The organism is Neorhizobium sp. S3-V5DH (assembly GCF_004343065.1).
In the GTDB taxonomy this organism is placed as follows: Bacteria; Pseudomonadota; Alphaproteobacteria; order Rhizobiales; family Rhizobiaceae; genus Neorhizobium; species Neorhizobium huautlense.
The window spans coordinates 85077-105840 of record NZ_SMCL01000010.1 but is presented as its reverse complement, the minus strand read 5'-3'; the positions used below and the strand labels follow the sequence as shown (position 1 = coordinate 105840).

Sequence of the window (20764 nt, the reverse complement as noted above, 5' to 3'; positions counted from 1 at the left end):
TATATGGCGAGCTTCGCAGATAGGAGGTCTGCGTTCGTCATCTGGAGGATCATCTATGACAATTGCATCTCGCGCCGCGCTCGCCGCCGCTATTTCTATCACAGCCGTTTCCGTTGCCCCGACTTTCGCGCAAGCAGAGCCGAAGAATCCAGAATGCATCGCACCAGCGCAGCCGGGCGGAGGTTTCGACATCACCTGCAAGCTCGCCCAGGCGACGCTTCAGCAGTCGGGCGCGATCAAGTCCCCGATGCGCGTCTCGTACATGCCGGGCGGCATTGGCGCGGTTGCCTACAACGCGATCGTCGGACAGCGCCGTGCCGAACCAAATGTCGTCGTGGCATTCTCCGCCGGATCGCTCCTGAACCTCGCCCAGGGCAAGTTCGGGGCATATTCTGAAAAAGACGTTCGCTGGGTCGCCAGCGTCGGCACCGACTACGGCGCTGTCGTCGTCCAGGACAGCAGCGAATACAAGTCGCTGACGGACCTGATGGCCGCCATCAAAAAAGACCCGAAGTCTGTCATCATCGGAGCCGGTGGCACGATAGGCAGCCAGGACTGGATGAAGGCCGCGATGGCAGCGCGTGCGGCAGGCATCGACTACAAAGCCATGCGCTTTGTGGCGTTCGAGGGCGGCGGGGATTGCGCAACCGCACTTCAGGGCGGACACGTCCATGTCTGCATGAACGACGTGGGTGACAGCCAGGCAGCAATTGATGGTGGCGCGCCGCTGAGGCTTCTTGCGATCTTCTCGGAGCAGAGGCTCCCAGGCAAGCTGTCCCAGGTGCCGACGGCCACCGAACAGGGATTTGACATCAAGTGGCCCATCGTCCGCGGGTTCTATGTCGGACCTGAAGTCAGCGACGCGGACTACAAGTGGTGGGCTGATGCTTTCGCCAAGACGATGCAGTCTCCCGACTACGCCGCGGAACTTCAGAAGCGCAACCTCTTCCCGCTTCCCATGACGGGCGAGGAGACGAAGGCGTTCGTGGAAAAACAGGTGGCGTCATACAAGAAGCTCGCCGCTGACTTCGGTCTCGCCACGACCAAATAAGGCCTCACATCATGAAAACCGACCGCCTCCTGGGAGCGACCGCAATCGCGGTCGCAGCAATGATGCTCGTGTTCGGATACGCGCTTCAAGCACCCTTCGCCTACGAACCTGTTGGGCCCCGAGCGTTTCCGCTCATAGCTGCAGGCATGATCGCGCTGTGCGGCGTCATCTTGGTGCTGAGGCCCGGAGAACCGTCCTCCGAATCAGCGGGGCCTATCGGAGCGCTCGCAGCTTTATGTGGCTGTCTCGTTGGCTATGCGCTGCTCTTCCAGCCGCTCGGCTTCGTAATCGCGACGACAATCTTCATGGTCCCGATCGCGATGATCTTCGGCGCTAAGTGGTGGCAGGGTGCGGTAACGGGTGTCGTGCTCGCGGTCTCTTCCTACCTGCTCTTCGACCGAGTTCTGGAGGTCGTTCTTCCGGTGGGTCCATTCGGAGGGATCGTCTGATGGATTCGTTCAACTACCTGTTACACGGATTCGGAGTCGCTCTTGCTCCGACAAACCTGCTCCTGGCTGCGCTTGGAGCCGTCGTCGGGACGATGGTCGGTGTCTTACCGGGTCTTGGGCCCATCAACGCCGTTGCCATGCTGGTTCCAGTCGTGTTCGCGCTGGGACTGCCGCCGGAAGGCTCGCTGATCCTGATGGCGGCCATCTATATCGGCTCCGAATACGGCGGTCGCATCAGCGCCATCCTGCTGAACGTGCCGGGCGAAGCGTCTGCAGTGATGACCGCTCTGGAAGGCTATCCGCTCGCACGCCAAGGGAAAGCAGGGATTGCCCTCTCCCTGTCCGCCTGGACCTCGTTCGTCGGGTCGGCCATTGCGACCTTGGGGATTGTCCTTGCGGCCCCGGTTTTGGCGAAATGGGCCTTGGCATTCGGACCCGTGGAGTATGTCGCGCTCATGGTCTTCGCCTTCGCGTGTCTTACGGGCCTTCTCACGGACCAGCCCGTGAAGGCGATGCTCGCGATCGGGCTCGGGCTCGCGATCTCCACGATCGGCATCGATGCGAACTCGGGTGTCTACCGCTACACGTTTGGCTCGCCGAATCTGGTGGACGGCGTTCAGTTCGCCACTGTCGTGATCGGCCTCTTCGCGATCAGCGAGTTGCTGATCATGCTGGACGCCAAGCATGGTGGAGCAGCCGTCCGCATCGAGCAGTTCGGGCGCTCGCTATTCAACCGTCAGGAGATGCGCTTCACGAACATGGCGACGCTGCGTGGCTCGATAATCGGGTTCTTCGTCGGCATTCTTCCGGGCGCGGGTGGGACCGTGGCTTCTGCGCTCGCCTACACCACCGAGAAACGTGTTGTCGAAAAGAGCGATCCGGAAGGGAGCCGTTTCGGAGAGGGAGATGTGCGCGGGCTCGCTTCGGTCGAGGCGGCAAACAACAGCGCTTCCAACTCCAACTTCATCCCGATGCTGACGCTGGGCATTCCAAGCTCCGGGACGACGGCGATCATGCTGGGCGTCCTGACGCTCTACAACCTGACACCCGGTCCCGCGCTCTTCCGCTCGCAGCCTGATCTGGTCTGGGGTCTCATCGCCTCGCTGTTCATTGGCAACTTCATCCTTTTGGCGATCAACATCCCGCTTGTCGGCGTGTTCGCCAGGATGCTGTCCGTCCCGGCTTGGGTCCTGGTGCCGTTCATTGTCGTCGTGAGCGCGATCGGGGTCTACTCGGGCAAATCGACGACATTCGATCTCGTCCTCATGGTCGGCCTTGGTGTCGGCGGTTACCTCCTGCGCCGTCTCGGCGTGCCCATGGCACCGCTCATCCTCGGCCTCGTGCTCGGTAAGATACTGGAGCAGAGCCTGAGGCGAGCGCTATCGCTCTCTGCCGGAGATGTGGCCATCCTATGGTCGAGCCCGATCTCGATTACGCTGTGGATCATGGCTGCCGCCGTCCTCATTATCCCCCTCCTTCTTCCGCGCTTCGCGAAGTGGCGGCACAAGACAGCACTGCAGGTGGATTGACCGCAATGAATTATCTTCTTCCTAACCCAAATGACGAAAATCCGGCGGGTGACAGGCTTCGCCTTCTCTTGCGCAAGCCGGAGATCGTCAGGATGCCGGGGGCGCATAATGGCCTTGCAGCGCTCCAGGCCAAGGCCGCGGGCTTCGAGGCGCTGTACCTGTCCGGGGCAGCGATGAGCGCTTCGATGGGGCTGCCCGATCTCGGAATCCTGACGCTCGAAGACGTCTTGTTCTTCACCCGGCAGATCGTTGGGGCCTCGGGTCTTCCATTGCTGGTCGATGGAGACACGGGCTTTGGCGAAGTCTTGAATGTCATGAACACGGTACGGCGTCTTGAAGAAGTCGGTGCTGCCGCGATCCAGATCGAGGATCAGGTGCTGCCGAAGAAGTGCGGTCACCTGAACGACAAGAAGCTCGCGACCCCCGAAGACATGGCAGCCAAGGTTGCCGCCGCAGCGAGGGCTCGTCGTTCTCTTGTCATCGTGGCACGTACGGACGCTGTCGCAGACGAAGGGATAGAACGGGCAATCGACCGCGCCCGTCTGTACGTCAAGGCTGGCGCGGATGCCATCTTCCCGGAGGCTCTGATCACCGAAGCCATGTTCGCCGAGTTCGCAGCCGCCATGGGAGGCGTCCCTCTCCTGGCGAACATGACGGAGTTCGGTCGCTCTCCTCCCATGACGGCCGGCGCGCTCCAGGACCTCGGCTACAAGATGGTGATCTGGCCGGTATCGTCACTTCGGGTCGCCAACAGGGCGCAGCAGGACCTCTACGGGGAGCTTGCCCAGCATGGCGCCACGACAGATTTGGTGGCCAGGATGCAGACACGGGCCGAACTATACGACCTGATTGACCTCGCGAGCTATGAATCGCTCGACGCCAGTATTGTCGCAAGCGCTGTACCCCAGGCGGAATCGCGACAGGAGTAGAAGCCCATGGGTGGCATTAAGACCAGTGACTGCGAGATGATCCCTGACCTGATACGTCGAGTTCTTCCTCCTTCAACACGAGGAACTGGTCACGGATGGCTGCCGCTCTGGTCGCCTGCGGTACCACCGACCGATCGCCAATGCCGCCGGGCGGCAACGCGCCTTCACCTCGGCGGTAGATGCCGTCTCGCGCGCTTCCTGGAAGCGGACATCGCTCACGGCGTCGTCACGTCGCGTGTGCCGAGATCGGTGCGGCCGCCCGGTAGCATCCAGCACGCCTTGTCTAGTGGATCGGCGCTGGACGAGAAATATTGCGCCGTCTTTCGTCGCGAACGACCGCACTGGCTGCAAGAATGCGTTGTGAACTAGACATCTTCATCCTCGTTCGGATTGGCTGGCAGCATGGGATGACTTCACCGCTGTTATCGTGGAATCGTGTTTATCGGTAAGTGCGGCGAATGTCGCAGCCAGCAGCCCAATCGTCGTCGAAAGAAGAATGATGCAGAAGAGCCCATAGGTCGCGTCGTTTTCTGTCAGCATCGCCCCCGTGATCGATGAAAGGGCCGCACCGCCGCCAACCGTCATGGCACCGGCCAATCCGGCGGCGCTTCCGGCGAGATCCGGACGCACCGAGAGCATCCCGGCATTGGCACTCGGCATGGTCAGGCCGTTGCCGATGCCGATCAGGATGCAGGGGCCGAATAGCGCAATGGCATTCCTGAAGCCTGCCAGAAACAGGGCCAAGCCGATTATAGGGCACGCGCACGCTACGACGCGCCCCATAATCATCATGGTGGTCAACGGCACGCGTCCGGCATATCGCCCCGACAGGAAGCTGCCGAAGATATAGCCCAGGGTTGTGACGCCCATGAAGATACCGAGCGTTCCGGCCTGTAGGTCATATGCCGATGTTGCCGCCAATGGAGCGCCGGCAAGGAAGGCATAGAACGCTCCAACCGAGAACGACATGCACAATCCGTAGGCCCAGAAGCGCGGCGCGCGGAACAAGGCCGGATAGGTTCGGAACTGCTGAGCAATCGTGTCCGAGCGCGCTTTGTTGGTTTCGCTCAGACCGAACCAGCACAAGAGGAACATCACTGCCCCGGCGAGGGCGAGACACCAGAAAATCGCCCGCCAGCCAAGGGCCTGATCTAAAGCCCCGCCGAATGCCGGGGCGAACATCGGCGCGATCGCCCAGATCATTGCCGTATAGCCGATCCTGCTCGCCGTCCGCTCCTTTCCGACGGTATCCCTGATGACCGCCATAGCGACCGGGTAGCAGGAGGTAATTGTAGCCTGAAGCATACGGAAGGCGAGGAATATCCAAATATCAGGCGATAGGGCACAGCCGATTGATCCAAGCGTGAAAGCAGCAAGGTTCGCCAGAATGATCGGTCGCCGTCCGAACCGATCCGACAGCGGACCCATGACCATTTCCACCGCAACGGCGACCACCGCATAGCCTGCCAACGACAAGCTAGCGAAAGCATAGCTTATATGAAAATCCCCGGCGATATTCGCCAGCGAAGGCAGGAACACGTTCAGCGGTATGACCGAAAGAGCGCACAATAGGATGATTGTCGAGAACCTTGGAGGGGAGCGCATCATGTCTCAGCCCTCTCCAAGCCGCTCCGCCGCGGAGAAATCGAGGGTGAGGGCAAGATCTTGATCGTGCTGCCTCTAGGGGTATTCGTTCCGAGCTTTGGTTTCGTCAGTGTCATTACGGCCTCGTCTAAGAGGCCGGCTGAGGATAGGTGTCGGACCCGTCCCTTCGCCGGCATGATCCGGATCAGGTTCAAAGGGTCACTGCGCTGCGTTGGCCAGCAGTATCTCAGCCCTTTGGCAGGGCACCCCTCGGTGTAGACGATGATAGAGCGAAAATCGCAAGCAAGCACGCTTTTTGAGGGGTACGGACAGTTACCACCTAAAACCTCACCTGGAAATTCACCCACCCCCTGGCAAGCATTCTCGCAGTGTCAACCCCGACTTTGTCTCACAAGCTGGATTTTAAACGCGTTTCTTCGGCAGCCGATGACCTCAAGGGCTCAAGCCCAACGTTAACTGCGATAAGCAACATGTCCGCTTTTCCTACTGACAATGCGCCAAGCTGACAGTCTGAATAGCGCCTTTATTTCCGCCGTTCAGACCACCGTTGCAGCTTCCCGAAAGCTGACGGTCTGCCAAGTCGGCACCAAGGCTTCCAATGGGGTGGTAGCGGTTACTCCGCGGTCAGCCCGTTTCCCAACGATAATCGCCGGGTTGATGTCAATGCGAGCATCCAAATATCATGCAAGTACTCCTAGGCTATCCGCCGGCGTGGTCGTTGCCGCCGTGCGCCGCCATGAACATGGCGACGGCCGATCGGCAGTAGGATTCGATCTCCTTGTCGTCCTCTGCTCGCGCCTGATCGAAGCGTGCAATAATTAGGAGATCGGACCCTTTGAAAAGCGCAGCGAACAAGCGGGCGGACCGGAGAGGATCGGGCACGTTTAGAACCGCCTTGTCGTGCAATTGACGCAACAGAACCTCGATTTGGGCGATGATATGGGCGGGGCCGGCGTCGTAATGCAGCTTACCCAACGACTTTTGATTCGTCGTGTCGGCCATGACCATGGCTTCGACATTGCGGACGTCCGGGCGCAACAGCGTGCGAAGCAGGGACGATCCCACCGCCATGAGCTGATCTTCGGCCGAACCGTCGACGCCTTCAAAAAGGACCTGCGGGATTAACTGATGGCACCGGGCCGCAAACGCCGCGCCAAACAGGGCCTCTTTGCTCTCGAAGTGACGATAGATGCTGAGTTTGGATATCTTCGCCCGCTGAGCGACCTTGTCCAATGTCGTCGCTTGAAAACCCAATTCCGCAAAAAGTTCGCTCGCGGCGTCGAGTATGGTTTGACCAAGCGCCTCGTTAGCGGGCCGGCCGCGCCGGCCTCGACTATTTTCGGTCATGTCAATTCCAGTCCTTGACAGTATCTTTATTCTCGAATTACGATACCACTTAGTTTCAGAAATATGCAAGCCAAAGAATGAATCGAAAAACATGAGGGTGCCATGCAACGACGAACACTGCTGAAGCTGGCCGCGCTGTCCACCGTCGGCCTTCCGCACGCCCAAGCCATCGCGGGTTCGAACGCAACATCCTCTACCCACAATACGGAGCCCACTACCATGGATAACGTCATCATCATCGGCGGCAGCTTTGCCGGTCTCGCCGCCGCCCTGCAACTCGGCCGTGCCCGCCGTAAGGTCACCGTTCTCGATACCGGCCTGCCGCGTAATCGCTTCGCGGGCCGCTCGCACGGTATGCTCGGCCACGATCACAAGCGACCGCTGGACATCCTGGCCGAGGCGCGGCAACAGCTGGCGCGTTATCCCGCGATCCGGCTGGTCAATGCCCGTGCCGACAGCATTTCCGGCACCATCGACAACTTCTCCGTCCTCACTGGCGATGGCGAAAGCCTTGGGGCGCGCCGCCTGATCCTGAGCTATGGCGTCGTTGACCAGATGCCTGATGTTCCGGGCTATGCCGAAAGCTGGGGCACATCCATCATTCCATGCCCCTATTGCGACGGCTTCGAAGTCGCCGACCAGCATTGGGGCCTCGTCTGGTCCGGTCCGCAGTCAATGAACCAGGTCAGGCTGTTCCGCGATTGGACTCACAGGCTGACGGTCTTCGCCGATGGTCACGAGATTTCATCCGATATCCGGGCCGATCTGGCGGGCCGCAACGTACCTGTCGTCGATGGCCGGATCACCGGCGTCGCCCGTCACGGGAGCCACAACGCCACGGTCAAGCTCGATACCGGGCCAAACGTTGCGGTAGACATCCTGTTCGCGCATCCGCGCAACAAGCCGTCCGCGAGCCTGCATGAATCACTGGGTCTCGCCACGGCCGACACCCCCCTCGGCGTCGTGCTCAAGGTCGACGAGCGCCGCGAAACCAGCATGCCGGGCATCTACGCTGCCGGCGACCTCACCAACCCCGTCTTGCCCTCGGTCACCACGGCATCATGGCAAGGCGCGATGGCGGGTATCTTCGCCCAACAATCGATGCTGGTTTGAGAGCGCAGATTGGAGATGAACATGGCCGTCGAACCGGACAGCGCGGGTGTCCGCTTCCCTCCGCCCTTCGTCTATCTGGGAGCGCTGCTGTTGGGGCTGGCGGTAGAGCGGTTCGTCCCCCTGCGCTCGTTCGGCATCGACTGGCGGTTACTGGTCGCGACGGGCGCGCTGTTGTTCGTTGCCGGCGCGGCGATCATGCTTGCGGCGGCGGGGCTGTTCCGGCGGCTGGGCACCAACATTCCGCCCTCGCAGCCAACGACCCTCATCGCGACGAACGGTCCTTATCGGTGGACCCGCAATCCCATGTATCTCGGAATGGCGCTTGTCTATGCCGGCCTTGCGATCGGTTTCGACGGGCCGATCGCCTTCGCCTTGCTCCCGTTGGTGCTGAGCGCGATCCAGACACAGGTGATCGCCCGCGAGGAGCGCTATCTCGAAGAGAAGTTCGGCGACGACTACCGCCGCTACAAGGCCGTGGTTCGCCGCTGGCTCTGACTATTCCGCCGCTGCCGCCTTCGGGGCCTTCTGATAAACCAGCACCGGCTTGCTTAAGCGGTAACCAAGAGCGGACAGACCGCCACCGGCCCCCCACCCTGGAAGCCTAGAACCTGCTCGTTGTTCCAATGGCCAATGGTGGCCTAGGAGAACCACAATGGGTATAGCACAATATGATCCTACCGCGCTGGGCCGACCGGCCTGGAACGCAGGCAAGCAAGTTGGCGTCAAGAAGCCCCTGAAACAACGCCAAATCTGGGCAGTACGCTTTTTCCTCGACCGAGAAGGAAGGATGAGAGATCGGGCGCTTTTCGATCTCGCCATCGACAGCAAGCTCCGTGGCTGCGATCTGGTAAAACTGAAAATCGGGACTCTCGTCACGGGCCACGAGATTCGAAATCGCGCGATGGTCGTTCAGCAAAAGACCGGACGACCGGTGCAGTTCGAAATTACGACCGAGGTCAGAGCTAGTCTGCTTGCCTGGCTTCAACGAAGGGGAGGAACAGTCGATGACTATGCCTTTCCCAGTCGCGCCGACCACGCTGATCATCGCAGCACCCGGCAGTACGCCCGGCTGGTCGATGAGTGGGTGACGGCGATCGGGCTTCGTCGGGAGGATTACGGTACGCATTCCCTGCGGCGAACGAAGGCTGCGATGATTTACAAGGCAACCTGCAACCTTCGGGCTATCCAGATATTGCTTGGCCATACTAAAATCGAGAACACAGTAAGGTATCTCGGCGTCGACATTGAGGATGCACTGGAACTGGCCGAGCGAACCGAGATCTCAAGGGGGGACGGCCCTGCAGGTCGCCGGGCCGCGCCGTTTTGCTCGGAGAGCCTCTTCCAGGATTCGATCGGCTTTGCGCCTTCAAGGCGGTCGTAAAGGGCGTCTGACGCGCTTCCTGAAGCGGTCGTCGCTCACGGCGTCGTCACGCCGCGTGTGAGCCAGATGCGCACATTGCAAAGCGGAATTCAACGTCTTTTCGATCAGAAGCAGCACAAATTAGGCGTCGAAAAAGTGTGAGTGGGCATCAGTCTGTTCGGGCGAAAACGCCCGGAGTGACGCCTACATGCCGCGTCATCGCGACAGGGCAAATGACGAGCGAGAGTTTAAGGTAACCTCTCCAATAGGGGCGACGCGGTGCCATCGATCAGCTCGCTTCTTTTGTGCGGGTTTTGCCCGGCCCTTGGTGGGCTTGGAAGGCGTAGCTTTTTTGCCTGCGCTAGCTCGCGAAACACCTGACGGAAGGCGGTGCGGTTGTCGCGACGGAAATCAGCGATCGTCTTGAAGTCAGGCTTCAGATGCCGAAGCAGCCAGATCACCTCGATGTTGCGATGTGTTTCCGCTTCCAGTCGGCGGCTCGAACGCACACGGTTGAGATAGCCGTAGATGTAGAGCTTCAGCAGATCGGCCGGATCGTAGCCGGGGCGGGCGGTCGCTTTCGGTGTCACGCGACTGAACCCGCCGCCTGTAAATCCAGCCCATCAACGAAGGCTTCGATGAGCGTGCAGGATTCTCGGCACCGACACAATCATCCACCGCCTCTGGAAGAAGCAGCATCTGAGAGCGGTCTGTTGCTGATGAATGGGACATAGCAAAACCTACCATGTCGCTACCTTGAAGAATCACGGATGCCTTCCATAGAAAGAAGCGACATTGCCAATAAACAGAATAGTGCTCCACGCGCAGGACGTCCAGGAGACCGTTCGTTTCTACGAAAAACACTTCAGCTTTGAGGCGTCCAAAGCCCTCATCGCATCACCGGCGTTCGCACCGCCGCAAAAGCCGCGCCGGCCGCCGCCGAAAAATACTCAGTTCTCCCTGGCGTCCACGTCGGCGTAAGTGGGCAATTTTACTTCGGCTTCGGGGGAAAACTCACGCGGCATTGACAGGGATGGCGTCTCACGTTGGCGCACGTCTTGTTGTCCAAGGGATGCAGCGTCAAGGTGGTTTCCGGACGGGCTGGCTTTGGCAGCGCCACATCCTTGTCACGCGCCTTCTCGCGTCACCTCGGATACGCTCCGAATGAGATCGGAAAACATCATCCGCCACTGCGGAAATAATCAAGCTGCATCAGTTTCATCCCTTTGCCAGTGATCGACCGGGCAGTAATTGACCGATCCCGGTCTTCACAGCATACGCGCAGCGCGCCCGCTTCGGCGTGTCGCGTTGTTGTAATAGCTTGAGGCCTGTTGGACCGAACGATGGCGCGACTGTTCCATCGCTTCGGGCAGGGGAATACCGCGGTTAGCTGCCTCGGTCAGGTACCCCGACCGCAGCCCGTGTGCCGAAAACTCCCCAGACTCCAGCCCTGCCAGCGCCGCCCGCTGCTTCACGATCTGGTTGATCGCACTCGGCTCCAGCGCCCGCTTCGAAACATTACCCCAACGATCGATCTTCCGAAAAATGCTCCCCGTTTCGATCTTACCCGCCACAAGCCAGGCATTCAGCGCATCCACCGGCCGTCCTGTCAGATAGACGATCTCATCGTGCTCGGTGCCGGACGTCTTGGTGCGGCCCAGATGAATGGCGAGAGAGGGGAGGGGAGGGCTAGCTTCAACGACGATCGGCGGCTCGACGATCAGCTGATCTCTGCGCAGACCGGCAATCTCGCTGCGACGGCGCCCGCCGGACGCGAACGCCACCATCAAAATTGCCCGGTCGCGGATATCACGAAGGCTGTCGGTGCTGCAGGTTGCGAGCAGCTTGGCCAGAACGTCGCCGGTTACCGCCTGGGCGCTCTTGCGTTTTCGGGGGCGTGGCGTTGCGCGCACTGCCAACCGGATCGCCGATTTGAGGGCAGGGGAGCCGAAGGCGCCGTCAACACCGCGCCATCTGGTCAGCGTCGACCAGCTGGCAAGCCGCCGGCGCACCGTATCGGGCGCATGCGGGCCGGACGACCGAAGGAAGCGCTGGTCGCGCAAGCTTTGCTCGACATCGGATGGCATGCCGTGGTGAGGGTCGATGGCGCGCTGCTCGGGCTGCCACAGATGATGGGCAACGAATTTCAGGAGAAGGGCCTCGGGTGCCGGCCAGGGCAGAGATTTGCCGGTGGCGGCCAGCGACCAGGCCTGCAGATAGGCAAGATCAGAGGTCAGCGCCCGCAGCGTATTGGCGCCCATGCCCTCGTTGACCAGATGGCGGAGCGTCTCGACATCCTGATCGGTCAACAGCTCGCCCAGTTCGTCGCGGCGGTCGATCGGCAGGACGGCGGCGATCGTGTCCAGCGTCGCGATGCGTTTGTCGATGGAACGTGACGGCGAACTGCTTATATCGCCAGGCCCTGGACGTGCTGCCACGACAATATCTACGGGTTCCGTCATCGCCGCTGCCCTTTACCAGACCCGCTCATGCAAGATCGCATCGAACGCCATGTCGGTGGAGACGAATGCGCAATGCTCCAGCCGTGCCTGGGCGGCGAGAATGCGGTCCCAAGGATCTCGGTGATCCCAGTCAAAAGCCGCCGCGAGCTCGGCATGCAGATCGCTGACGGCCAACGTTTGCAGGCCACTTTCCGTGACGGCTGCCCGCAGCTCTTGCGGCTTAAGATCAAGTTTGTTCAGGCGCATCTTGTTGTCCAACTCGTAGAACGTGACCGCACTAACGAGGATGGCGTTTGCCTTGTCCTCGATCAGGGATCGTGCCTTTGCCGACAGGCGATCGCTGCCGATCGTCCACCAGTAGACAGCATGGCTGTCGAGCAAAACTTTCATTGGGTGCTGTCGCCGCTCTCGGATTTGCCCTGCCAGACGCCGGTATCGTCGTTCCAGTCGCCAGCGTCGATCGCTGCCTGCTCTTCATCGACTGTATCGAACAGGTCATCGGGCAGTCGACGGTGGCGCAGCAGGCCGAACGGCCGCTTGCCTCCACCGGCTGCGGGGCCGATCCGTGCATAAACTTCGTTGCCGCGCATGATGACGATTTCCTCACCCTGGTTGGCGCGCTCGAGGACTTCTGCGAAATTTTTGCGGGCTTCGCTGATCTTGTAGCGGGTCTGAGGCATCCAACCCTCCGATATTGGCTTTCGACCAACTTATACCACGGCTTCCGAGTGCGTACAACCGCGATGTACATCTCACTTCCGATAAGGGTTACTTATCGGATGTGATACATGGCCTGGAGCAATCCAGGCAGTGACGGACATTAAATCGGAGATAGCGTCCGTTTAGCAAATCATTTACCATGTTTTCAATGCGTTATGATTTATCGAACTTGCCTCTCCAGACTCCCCAGACCCTGCTGCGGCCGATTTCGGGCGCGACTTCTGCGTTGACCCGTCTCGACGAACGCATTGCCCGTTCCCCGGTCGGTGCGGGCTGGATCGAGCGCATGCATTTTTCCGATGCCTGCGCCTCGCTGTGGATCGACGGCGAACTCGTTCACCTCGAGGACCTGGTGCTGCACGACGCCCGGCTCGATGTCCGCGCCCCGACCCATGAGTTAGCCATCGCCCGTGACGTTTTGAAGACGCGCCGGCGGATTGCGGCGCAGCCGCCCGGCTGGGCGCTGAGCAATGAAGGCCTGCGCACGCTCCGCGGCGCCGGCGCCGAAAGCACCAGCGCTGACGACACGGCTCATGAGGACGCAGTCCACGCCACGCCGCCGGCTACAACCTTTGCAGAGGGTGTCAGGGAAGGGGAGGGGGAAGAGTCCGACGCGTCCGATCCGCTGGCCGCGGAACTGGCGGCGATCGACGCCGTGCTTGCCCGTTCCGGCGTCGCGATCGCAGAAGCCAAGAAACCCGGCCGCGCCGGCGCGCGCGAGAAAGATCCGCTGGTCTACGATCTCGATTGGGACGAAGACGAGCGGCTCGGTGAATGGCGGGCCGTGTTGAGCGAGACCGAAGGACTTCCGCCGGTGATGCGGGCGGCGCTGTTGCTCGATGCCTGGAACGACCTGCAGGTTTTGCAGCATGCGCCATGGCTCGGCCGGCTGCTGGCCGCCGAGACGCTGCGACAAGCGGACCTGACGACGGCGCATCTGGTCGCCGTCAATCTCGGCCTCAAATCCATTGCCGTCGAGCGCCGCCGGCATCGGGCTCGCGACACAAGGCTGCTGGCGATCGTCAACGGGATCATTGCGGCGGCCGAGTTCGGGCTGAAGGAGCATGACCGGCTGGCGCTGGCAAAACAGATGATGGAGCGGCGCCTGGTCGGCCGGCGGTCGTCGTCAAATCTGCCGGGCTTGATCGAGCTGGTGATGGCGCGGCCGCTGGTCTCGGCCGGCATGGTTGCCGAGACGCTGAAGGTGACGCCGCGGGCGGCGCTGAGGATTGTTGGTGAACTGGGGCTCAGGGAGATGACGGGGAGGGGGAGGTTTCGGGCGTGGGGAATCATCTAGATCATGTTGTTGTCTATGGCAGACAAATCTCCATGGATGAATGCGGGTCATTTACTAGCGAGGGAAAAGGCCGAAGCGACCTTCATCAACCATTCCAGAAAAATGAATTACTCGATCACCGAGTTCCACATCTGACGGGGGATCCATATTCTCAACGATGATCGCTTGTCGGTCAGCTTGGAGGCCGAGAAGATATCTGTAAAAGTTTCCGTTAAGGTTCGTATGGCTTAGATCGTCGTCGGCCCCGTCCGGTTCACGGTAGGACAGCAACGGGGAATCGAGCACAACGATCCCCGGATGTGCCAGATCGTTGTCGGCGCAATATTGCAGTAGTGAGATTGTGAAAGCCGACTGCGTGATTGCCCTCAATCCCTTTCCGTAGGACGTCCTGGCTTTCCCGGACACAATCAGATCTTTCGCGCTCGTATCAAAATGCACATGATCAAGATCTGGAAAACCCCATTGTTTGAGCACGCTCTCAACACGTTTTGCGAACGGTGCCACGATCGTGTTGGTAAGGCGATTGTTCGAAGCGGTATCGCCCGAGCCCCCCTCGTTCTGTCGTTCCAAGGCTGCCTTACGACTGGTCAGATCACTCAGACTGGAAAACAGCCCGAGCGCCTGGCGTACATTCGCGCCCTTGTCAGCCAGCTCTTTGTAAGTTGCGCGTTGTTTGCGCAAGTCAGGTGATACGACGGTCTCGATTTCAACCGAGAGTTCGCTCAGCGAATTCCTCAAGTTGGGAAGCGACTTCTGAATGGATTGCGCCTCCGCACGCAACGCGGCTATCGTCGTCATCAGTTCCGATTGACGAGATTCTATCTTTTGCATCTCTGCTTCAGCGGCGAGGACTGTCACAGCGACGTCGCCGTGGCAGACTGCGCTGGAATCATGATGGTCAGGCAAGGCACCGCAGGTGGGGCAAACCTCCTGTTCGAGGACCGAGAAGAAGCTTCCTGCCTCCCGGATGCCCAAGAGACGCTCATAGTCCGAAACATAGTGGTCTCGTAGAAGATTGAAGCGGTCAAGCAGAGTGGCAATTTCCGTGTATCGATCGGCGGTTGTCTCAAGCTTCTGGATGATGGCCCGCCTTCTGGTCGAGATTGCCTTGAACTTTTCCTCGGTGAAGGCGAGCTGCTCGGCGCGATTGTCCATCGCTCTCGTGAGTCGCTCTTCTTGATCAGACAGTTCGTCACGTGAGCCGGATATTGACGTGATGCGTTTCTGAGCGTCTGTGATCAGCTGATCGAGAAGATCGATTTGCGCCAGGCGTTTCTGCTCTTCGGCGGACGTGCTTTTGCGTGACAGGAGCGCTGTGTCATCGACACCGGTCAACAGCATCGTGAAGACGGATGTGTTCGCTGTATTTGCCGTGTAGTTCCCATCGGACAAGGGCGAACGCTTCTGGATGATCTCCTCCTCGTTGACGATCGCCAGTCGCGCAATGTTGCGGAAGCTCAACGCCTGCGTTTCATCCTTTGCGTTCTTTTTGATCCGCTTGCCTGAAAGGCCGATCTTGGAGAGAAGAAACGACGAGAGGTTCGTCTCATCGCGCTCGTTGTGAATTTCACTAAGGGGACTGCCCTCCGCATCCGGGATCGACGTATGCAGGCCCTCGAATGCCTGAAACTGTCCACCGGCCATGCTTCTGAGCAATGTCGTTTCCGATCCGTCGTCGAAAGCAATCGCAAGCAATACGCGATCATAGCCCTTAGCCTGCGGGATATCGGGCAGAGGGCCCTTGCCGCCAAGCATAAAATCGATCGCTTCGACAATATAGGACTTCCCGGTGTCGGAAGCACCGTAGATGACGTTAAGGCCGGACTGAAACGAAACAATCGCCGGTTCTTTCTCTGAACCGTGAAAGGAGAGGTGACGGACCTGGAAGCCTGAATATGCCATTATGCCGGTCCAGACGCTTCGTCTTGAAATTCAGAGACCCAGTTGGTGAGAAGATTGCGCATTAGATCGTCAAAAGCCTCATCATTGTAGTTCTGGAAATAACCTGCGAGCCATTCGGCGCGCTCGTACAATTGTCGGAGATATGGCGTCCGAAGCGCGGTGACAAAAAACTCCGCATTGTCTCCGGCCTGGAACAGGATCCCGCTTTCATCGACAACCTGCTCGACTAGCCCTCGGGACATCATCAGGGCTACGGCAGATTGAACGGACTTTCTTCGGACCTGCGTGACAGGTGACATGATCGGTGTCGGGGGATGCAGGTCCGCTGGTCCATCGAGGACACTGGTCCGCACGACAAGATAATCCATCGCGGTCAGTCGGTTTAGATCCACCGCCTGGGGAAAATGCGCGTGCAGAACGAAGACGGCCCTCACGCCCGTTTCGAGCGAGCCGTTGAAAGCCGAGGCCGTAGGCATTAGCGGCGCCATGTCAGCTTCCCATCATTCGCAAGCTGATGACAAATGCCCCGACGGTCGGTGGGAAAAGCGCTTTTGTTCAGAGGATGAGCGTCAAGAACCAAGGACTGCGCTTTCTCGGTTACGGCGACGACGCGCGCATATCCGTCCGAGTGTTCGCCGTCGTGAGTGTCCAGGACCCCGTCCAGTATCTCGGTCTGCAACCCCTCGAAAGTACCAGGCTCCACTTTCTCGCGCACGAACACCCGCAGGGACTCAGCATGATAGAAGGCCTCGCGGGAGCGATGAAAATGGGATTTCAAGCTCGCCCACTTATCGAGATGCGAGACCGCGACGATTGTCTCGCCCTTGTGCTCCGCATAGGCATCGAGCAGCTTGCTTGTATAGGTCGCCTCTGTCTCTCCGATCTCGACAGGGACAGAGTCGGGCCGCGGACGAGAGGGCAATCCGCCACCGAAGCGGCCGATGTGATAGGGCGTTCTGGAATGGGCTTCGATGATCGTTCGAGGCTGCTCGGCCGAAAAGATCCGAAAGTCGAAATCCCTAACGTAGTCGAGGAATTTTCCTTCCAGAGTGACCGGCCCCCTCGAGGTGATTTTTGCGGAGATGGCTTTGTCCCATTCCGCAAGCACCTTCGCTTTCAGCTTGTTCGCATTGGAGAGCAACAACGACAACGATGTCGAAGCGCCTTTCGGCGCGATGAACCGGCATGCTCTCGGGGCTTTGTACTCTCCGGAGAAAGAGTACCAGAGCATCTTCCCGATCTCAGGTGCGACCACGCCGAAACTCAAGGGTGAGGTGTAGTGCTTGCACTGGTGATTGTCCCAGATGCCGAGCAGCTGGTCGGCGTCGCAGAAGCCAGCAATATCGATCCCTTTGTCTCCGGCACCGGTCGGCCGCATAACGCTGACATAGGTGGTTTTGAGCGAATGGACCCATTCGTCAATGAACGTTTCCCATTCGCTGGCTTCATAAATCTGGATGATCTTGAGAGGGTCAATCTTTGGCCCGTTCTCGAAATCGCTTGCCAGAAGGATTCTTGCTGACGGCAGGTCTTTCACCGCATCCTGTAACGACATCAGAGTAGCCTGCATTTCAGCCTTGTGCTCGAAGCAAAATGGTAGGTCGAATAAGATCTTAGTCATAACATTCGCAAGGATACATGCAATCGAAAGTACATCGTTTGGCAGCTACGTTCCATTAATTTCAACCGCATTTTATCTCTTCCGCGAGACCGGATTGACGGCAGGGCAGGAGCGTCAGCCTAGCGACGGTCGAAAGCCGGGGTGAGCGACCGGTAACCCCGGCAAGCGGTTCGGCCACGACCGAGGTCACGGGATACAATTCGGTCGCGCGTCGCCTATTGCGATCTCGGCACGTCAATGGAGAACCGTCCAGATGGAATCGGATCTTTCCGCATTTCTGCTCGATCTCGATGGAACGTTGATCGCATTTGAGCCCGGCATTCTGTCGAGCTGCCGGGCGGCGCTGCGATCGCTTGGCCATGAACCGATCCGGCCATGGATGTTGCCTCGATCATCGGCCCGCCGATCGAAGACGTCATGCGCTAGCCTAGATTGCGAATGCGGCGCGGAGGCAGCATGCGGCACACATGAGCATACCGGAGAACGTCGGAAAGTAGAGCCGCCGAAGCGGGTCTGTGGGCGCGTTCAGCGGTGCTGCGGCCGATTTCAAATGATGGCAAACCATCGTTGTCGTCTTGCTCGGCGGCTACGCATGCCGGCACGCATCGTATTGCCGTGTCTTAGCGAACTATTTCATTCTTGTTTTGCTTCATTTTGTCGTAGCGATGAAGTAGCTTCCCTGTATGGAAATGAGCACCTTAACCAGAGCGCTGACCTCGGACAAAAACGCCATTGCTAACGCACTGGCTTTCAAACCACCCGTATTTCGTGGTGAGTATCAGGGGCTCGGTGAGAACGTCGATCTTGCACACGACCTGGACCATTCTTCTACCTACGGAGGATGTCTGCTCCCGCCTATCGAGACGGCTTTTAGCAAGGCAGCAAAAGAATGCGACCCCTTCAGCTCAAGCGGGCTGGCGCCGCTGAGCGGCACCATCGGGCAGCTTGTACGCACAAACCGGCTTGAACCCAAAGCGGCAGCTGGAGGGGTTTTCGAGCTCTACATCGGTCTGGGAATGAGCGCCAGTTACGCCCGCAGCATCCAATCGTCGCTCCAGCAGATGGAGGCATTTCGCTGATGGCAGGCGAACCTGCGACCGCGCTGCCCGAAATGAATGGTGCACCAACGCTGCTGGCTGTAGCGGGCGATTACCCCCTTCACAAGTTGGGGTGGAAGGCATTCCAAGACCTGTGCGTCGGAGTAGCTGAGGAATGTCTTCGCAGGCCGGTCCAGAATTTCTTGCCCGGCAACGATGCCGGGCGAGACGGTGCGTTTGTTGGCCGCTGGGACGGTGACGATCCCGCTGCGGGTGAATCGACCATCCAGTGTAAGTTTACATCTAAGAAAGCCAACAATCTTAGCCTTTCGATGCTGACGGATGAAATCGCAAAGGCTGAACGGCTCGCCAAAAAAGGGCTGGCCCACGACTATATCATTCTGACGAACCATACGATCACCGGGGAAAGCGAGCTCGCTATTCGTGCCGCATTCCAAGGCGTTGGGGTTGGTCGATGCCGCATTTTCGGTAGTGATTTTATCAACCGGCAGATTCGCACCTCTTCACGCCTCCGAATGATGGCCCCACGCCTGTATGGGCTTGGCGATCTGAACGACGTTCTTGATGCGCGGGCATATGGGCAGGCCCAGTTAATCCTCAGCGCCATGGGTGAAGATTTACAACGGCTTGTCGTTACCGAGGCTCATCGCCGAAGTGTAAGGGCGATCAGTCAGCACAACGTCGTGCTCTTGCTCGGCCCGCCGGCGGCAGGGAAATCAACCATCGGTGCGAGCATCGCCATCGGCGCGGCCGATATATGGCGTAGTTCGACCATTCGAGCCACTTCTCCAGAAGATGTACAGCGGCATTTGAGTCCGGACGTTCCTCAGTTTTTCTGGATCGACGATGCCTGGGGTAACACCCAGTATCAACGGCAAACGGCGGAGGCGTGGAACCAAGTGTTTCCACTGATGCAGGGTGCAATGAAGCGGGGCACCCGCTTTCTAATCACGTCGCGAGACTACATCTGGAGGGCAGCGCAAGCAGACCTCAAACTCCAGGCCATTCCCGTGATGAAGACGAGCCAGGTTGTTATCGATGTCCAGCAGCTCAGTAGCGCCGAAAAGGCTCAAATACTATACAACCACCTTAAATTCGGCGATCAGCCTGTGCCGTTCCGGTCGGCGATCAAGGAGTTTCTGCCGGCTATCGTTGAGGGGCGGGACTTCCTCCCCGAGACTGCGCGCCGGATCGGTTCATCCTTCTTTGCAGGCGATCTAAAGGTTAAGGAGGCCGACATTGTCAGATTTTTCGCAAGACCGGAGCAATTCCTGCTCGATACCATTTCCAATCTCTCGAATGACTGCAAAGCGGCGATAGCGACGATCTTTCTCAATGGCGGAGTCGTTCGCTCACCCGTGACGTCCTCGATCATGGCGACCGCTGTGAGCGCATTCGGTAGTACCGAAGCCGCGACGCGGCACGAACTGCAAACCCTCAACGGCAGCCTTCTGTTATTGGCGCAAGACGAACAAGGCCCTTACTGGACCTACAAGCATCCCACCGTGAGCGACGCATTTGCACGCTACCTTGCCCAGACGCCAGAGCTTGTCGAACTCTACCTTCGCGGAGCCAAGCCGGAAACGATCCTCTACGCTGTCGTCTGTGCTGGAGTGACGATCCAGGGCGCACCCATGGTTATTCCCACCAGTTTGAACGAACTTCTGCTCGAGCGGATCGGCAAACTTGGAGGAAACCTCCTGGCGACCTTCGTGTCCTATCGCTCGAACGCGTCGTTCTCTCAGATGGTTCTGACGCGCAGGCCAGATATTCTCGACAGTGCCCGAAGTTTCGGATCGCCGATCCACGAGGATGCCGACGCAAGTCTTCTCGTCAGCCTGCATCGGCAAAAGGTTTTGCCTGGCAATTGGCGTGACCATCTCGCAACCAAACTGCTGGAGGCGTTGGTCGCCGAAGCCGATCCGAGCGTCTTCGAACTGACTTACGTCGATACGATACTCACGGAAGACGAGAAGGAACGAGCGGTGGTTCTCGCGCGGGATAAGGTGCTCACCAACATCCCGCATTATGTCAGCGAGGTGCGGTCAGGCTGGTCGAAAGACTATCCTCCTGACGATCATTTCGGCACGCTGGAATCAGCAATCCGCTCTATCAACGAAGCTGTCGCTCGGGCACAGCCAGACGTCCTACGCCCTGACCCGATGGCACTTTTGCGACATGAGGTGCGCCGGGCTGTGGATCGGATGGAAGAGGATTACGAACCGCAATCGTCGACGTCTGCGCCGGTCGCCTCATCCACGCCGCAGAGTGCAGCTCTTCACAGCCTTTTTCGGGATGTGGATGAATGAGCCGTTTCTACC

General features: G+C 59.2%; 17 protein-coding genes, 2 pseudogenes and 1 riboswitch. Of the genes and pseudogenes, 10 read left to right on the top strand and 9 right to left on the bottom strand.

The window, feature by feature from the left end; all coding sequences use genetic code 11:
• Window positions 1-55: 55 nt before the first annotated feature.
• From EDE09_RS15670 to prpB, 4 genes are read left to right on the top strand one after another with little or no spacing between them, the layout of a single operon-like run.
• Window positions 56-1051 (top strand): tripartite tricarboxylate transporter substrate-binding protein, encoded by a 996-nt coding sequence (locus tag EDE09_RS15670; RefSeq protein ID WP_112800771.1) that lies wholly within the window; start codon window positions 56-58, stop codon window positions 1049-1051.
• Window positions 1052-1062: 11 nt separating this feature from the next.
• The gene (locus EDE09_RS15665; protein ID WP_105370819.1) at window positions 1063-1500 is read left to right on the top strand and encodes a tripartite tricarboxylate transporter TctB family protein; all 438 of its coding nucleotides are present in this window, start codon (window positions 1063-1065) and stop codon (window positions 1498-1500) included.
• Window positions 1500-3029: a tripartite tricarboxylate transporter permease gene (locus tag EDE09_RS15660; RefSeq protein ID WP_105370818.1), complete on the top strand. Its 1530-nt coding sequence runs from the start codon at window positions 1500-1502 to the stop codon at window positions 3027-3029. Before EDE09_RS15665 ends, EDE09_RS15660 begins: the two co-directional genes overlap by 1 nt.
• Before the next feature lie 5 nt (window positions 3030-3034).
• Window positions 3035-3958: a methylisocitrate lyase gene (gene prpB, locus EDE09_RS15655; protein ID WP_105370817.1), complete on the top strand. Its 924-nt coding sequence runs from the start codon at window positions 3035-3037 to the stop codon at window positions 3956-3958.
• A gap of 375 nt (window positions 3959-4333) precedes the next feature.
• Here prpB and EDE09_RS15650 read toward each other — a convergent pair whose 3' ends face one another.
• Window positions 4334-5566: a multidrug effflux MFS transporter gene (locus EDE09_RS15650; RefSeq protein ID WP_105370816.1), complete on the bottom strand. Its 1233-nt coding sequence runs from the start codon at window positions 5564-5566 to the stop codon at window positions 4334-4336.
• Between the two features lie 141 nt (window positions 5567-5707).
• A riboswitch (TPP riboswitch) is annotated at window positions 5708-5823 on the bottom strand.
• 439 nt (window positions 5824-6262) lie between these two features.
• Window positions 6263-6910: a TetR/AcrR family transcriptional regulator gene (locus tag EDE09_RS15645; protein WP_132411546.1), complete on the bottom strand. Its 648-nt coding sequence runs from the start codon at window positions 6908-6910 to the stop codon at window positions 6263-6265.
• A 219-nt stretch (window positions 6911-7129) separates the two neighbouring features.
• On the opposite strand from EDE09_RS15645, the gene EDE09_RS15640 reads away from it, so the two are divergent.
• The 3 genes and pseudogenes from EDE09_RS15640 to EDE09_RS15630 form a co-directional block, all read left to right on the top strand.
• Complete coding sequence (locus tag EDE09_RS15640; RefSeq protein WP_165924196.1) at window positions 7130-8023, top strand: NAD(P)/FAD-dependent oxidoreductase; 894 nt, start codon at window positions 7130-7132, stop codon at window positions 8021-8023.
• Between the two features lie 21 nt (window positions 8024-8044).
• The gene (locus EDE09_RS15635; RefSeq protein WP_132411542.1) at window positions 8045-8518 is read left to right on the top strand and encodes an isoprenylcysteine carboxylmethyltransferase family protein; all 474 of its coding nucleotides are present in this window, start codon (window positions 8045-8047) and stop codon (window positions 8516-8518) included.
• A 157-nt stretch (window positions 8519-8675) separates the two neighbouring features.
• Window positions 8676-9305, top strand: a pseudogene (locus tag EDE09_RS15630) (tyrosine-type recombinase/integrase); the annotation flags it as partial.
• A 473-nt stretch (window positions 9306-9778) separates the two neighbouring features.
• Here the strand turns inward: EDE09_RS15630 and EDE09_RS15625 are convergent.
• From EDE09_RS15625 to EDE09_RS15605, 4 genes and pseudogenes are all read right to left on the bottom strand, one after another.
• Window positions 9779-10115: pseudogene (locus tag EDE09_RS15625) on the bottom strand (transposase); the annotation flags it as partial.
• Window positions 10116-10651: 536 nt separating this feature from the next.
• A complete protein-coding gene (locus tag EDE09_RS15615) occupies window positions 10652-11845 on the bottom strand; it encodes a tyrosine-type recombinase/integrase (protein ID WP_132411540.1) in 1194 nt (397 codons plus the stop codon).
• A 12-nt stretch (window positions 11846-11857) separates the two neighbouring features.
• The gene (locus EDE09_RS15610) at window positions 11858-12235 is read right to left on the bottom strand and encodes a type II toxin-antitoxin system VapC family toxin (protein ID WP_112800754.1); all 378 of its coding nucleotides are present in this window, start codon (window positions 12233-12235) and stop codon (window positions 11858-11860) included.
• Window positions 12232-12525, bottom strand: coding sequence for a type II toxin-antitoxin system prevent-host-death family antitoxin (locus tag EDE09_RS15605; RefSeq protein ID WP_105370808.1), 294 nt, complete (start codon window positions 12523-12525; stop codon window positions 12232-12234). Before EDE09_RS15605 ends, EDE09_RS15610 begins: the two co-directional genes overlap by 4 nt.
• Window positions 12526-12704: 179 nt before the next feature.
• Here EDE09_RS15605 and EDE09_RS15600 point away from each other — a divergent pair, with 179 nt between their 5' ends.
• Window positions 12705-13862: an RHE_PE00001 family protein gene (locus EDE09_RS15600; protein WP_165924192.1), complete on the top strand. Its 1158-nt coding sequence runs from the start codon at window positions 12705-12707 to the stop codon at window positions 13860-13862.
• A 54-nt stretch (window positions 13863-13916) separates the two neighbouring features.
• On the opposite strand, the gene EDE09_RS15595 is transcribed toward EDE09_RS15600, so the two are convergent.
• The 3 genes from EDE09_RS15595 to EDE09_RS15585 form a co-directional block, all read right to left on the bottom strand.
• Window positions 13917-15506 carry a hypothetical protein gene (locus EDE09_RS15595; RefSeq protein ID WP_348631320.1) on the bottom strand — a complete coding sequence of 530 codons (1590 nt, stop codon included), beginning with the start codon at window positions 15504-15506 and terminating at the stop codon, window positions 13917-13919.
• Between the two features lie 257 nt (window positions 15507-15763).
• Complete coding sequence (locus EDE09_RS15590) at window positions 15764-16252, bottom strand: ABC-three component system middle component 2 (RefSeq protein WP_132411534.1); 489 nt, start codon at window positions 16250-16252, stop codon at window positions 15764-15766.
• Complete coding sequence (locus tag EDE09_RS15585; RefSeq protein ID WP_245505153.1) at window positions 16240-17319, bottom strand: ABC-three component system protein; 1080 nt, start codon at window positions 17317-17319, stop codon at window positions 16240-16242. Before EDE09_RS15585 ends, EDE09_RS15590 begins: the two co-directional genes overlap by 13 nt.
• Window positions 17320-18068: 749 nt before the next feature.
• Between EDE09_RS15585 and EDE09_RS15575 the strand changes: the two genes are divergently transcribed.
• A complete protein-coding gene (locus tag EDE09_RS15575) occupies window positions 18069-18464 on the top strand; it encodes a hypothetical protein (RefSeq protein ID WP_132411532.1) in 396 nt (131 codons plus the stop codon).
• Window positions 18464-20752 (top strand): hypothetical protein, encoded by a 2289-nt coding sequence (locus EDE09_RS15570; protein ID WP_132411530.1) that lies wholly within the window; start codon window positions 18464-18466, stop codon window positions 20750-20752. The genes EDE09_RS15575 and EDE09_RS15570 overlap by 1 nt, the downstream gene beginning before the upstream one ends.
• The last annotated feature ends 12 nt before the right edge of the window (window positions 20753-20764 follow it).

Coding starts and splice junctions, on each gene's coding strand:
- EDE09_RS15585 (WP_245505153.1), bottom strand. CDS start 17,319: ATGTCGTTACAGGATGCGGTGAAAGACCTGCCGTCAGCAAGAATCCTT.
- EDE09_RS15615 (WP_132411540.1), bottom strand. CDS start 11,845: ATGACGGAACCCGTAGATATTGTCGTGGCAGCACGTCCAGGGCCTGGC.
- EDE09_RS15610 (WP_112800754.1), bottom strand. CDS start 12,235: ATGAAAGTTTTGCTCGACAGCCATGCTGTCTACTGGTGGACGATCGGC.
- EDE09_RS15635 (WP_132411542.1), top strand. CDS start 8,045: ATGGCCGTCGAACCGGACAGCGCGGGTGTCCGCTTCCCTCCGCCCTTC.
- EDE09_RS15660 (WP_105370818.1), top strand. CDS start 1,500: ATGGATTCGTTCAACTACCTGTTACACGGATTCGGAGTCGCTCTTGCT.
- EDE09_RS15665 (WP_105370819.1), top strand. CDS start 1,063: ATGAAAACCGACCGCCTCCTGGGAGCGACCGCAATCGCGGTCGCAGCA.
- EDE09_RS15605 (WP_105370808.1), bottom strand. CDS start 12,525: ATGCCTCAGACCCGCTACAAGATCAGCGAAGCCCGCAAAAATTTCGCA.
- EDE09_RS15640 (WP_165924196.1), top strand. CDS start 7,130: ATGGATAACGTCATCATCATCGGCGGCAGCTTTGCCGGTCTCGCCGCC.
- EDE09_RS15600 (WP_165924192.1), top strand. CDS start 12,705: ATGTTTTCAATGCGTTATGATTTATCGAACTTGCCTCTCCAGACTCCC.
- EDE09_RS15670 (WP_112800771.1), top strand. CDS start 56: ATGACAATTGCATCTCGCGCCGCGCTCGCCGCCGCTATTTCTATCACA.
- EDE09_RS15645 (WP_132411546.1), bottom strand. CDS start 6,910: ATGACCGAAAATAGTCGAGGCCGGCGCGGCCGGCCCGCTAACGAGGCG.
- prpB (WP_105370817.1), top strand. CDS start 3,035: ATGAATTATCTTCTTCCTAACCCAAATGACGAAAATCCGGCGGGTGAC.
- EDE09_RS15575 (WP_132411532.1), top strand. CDS start 18,069: ATGGAAATGAGCACCTTAACCAGAGCGCTGACCTCGGACAAAAACGCC.
- EDE09_RS15650 (WP_105370816.1), bottom strand. CDS start 5,566: ATGATGCGCTCCCCTCCAAGGTTCTCGACAATCATCCTATTGTGCGCT.
- EDE09_RS15595 (WP_348631320.1), bottom strand. CDS start 15,506: ATGGCCGGTGGACAGTTTCAGGCATTCGAGGGCCTGCATACGTCGATC.
- EDE09_RS15570 (WP_132411530.1), top strand. CDS start 18,464: ATGGCAGGCGAACCTGCGACCGCGCTGCCCGAAATGAATGGTGCACCA.
- EDE09_RS15590 (WP_132411534.1), bottom strand. CDS start 16,252: ATGGCGCCGCTAATGCCTACGGCCTCGGCTTTCAACGGCTCGCTCGAA.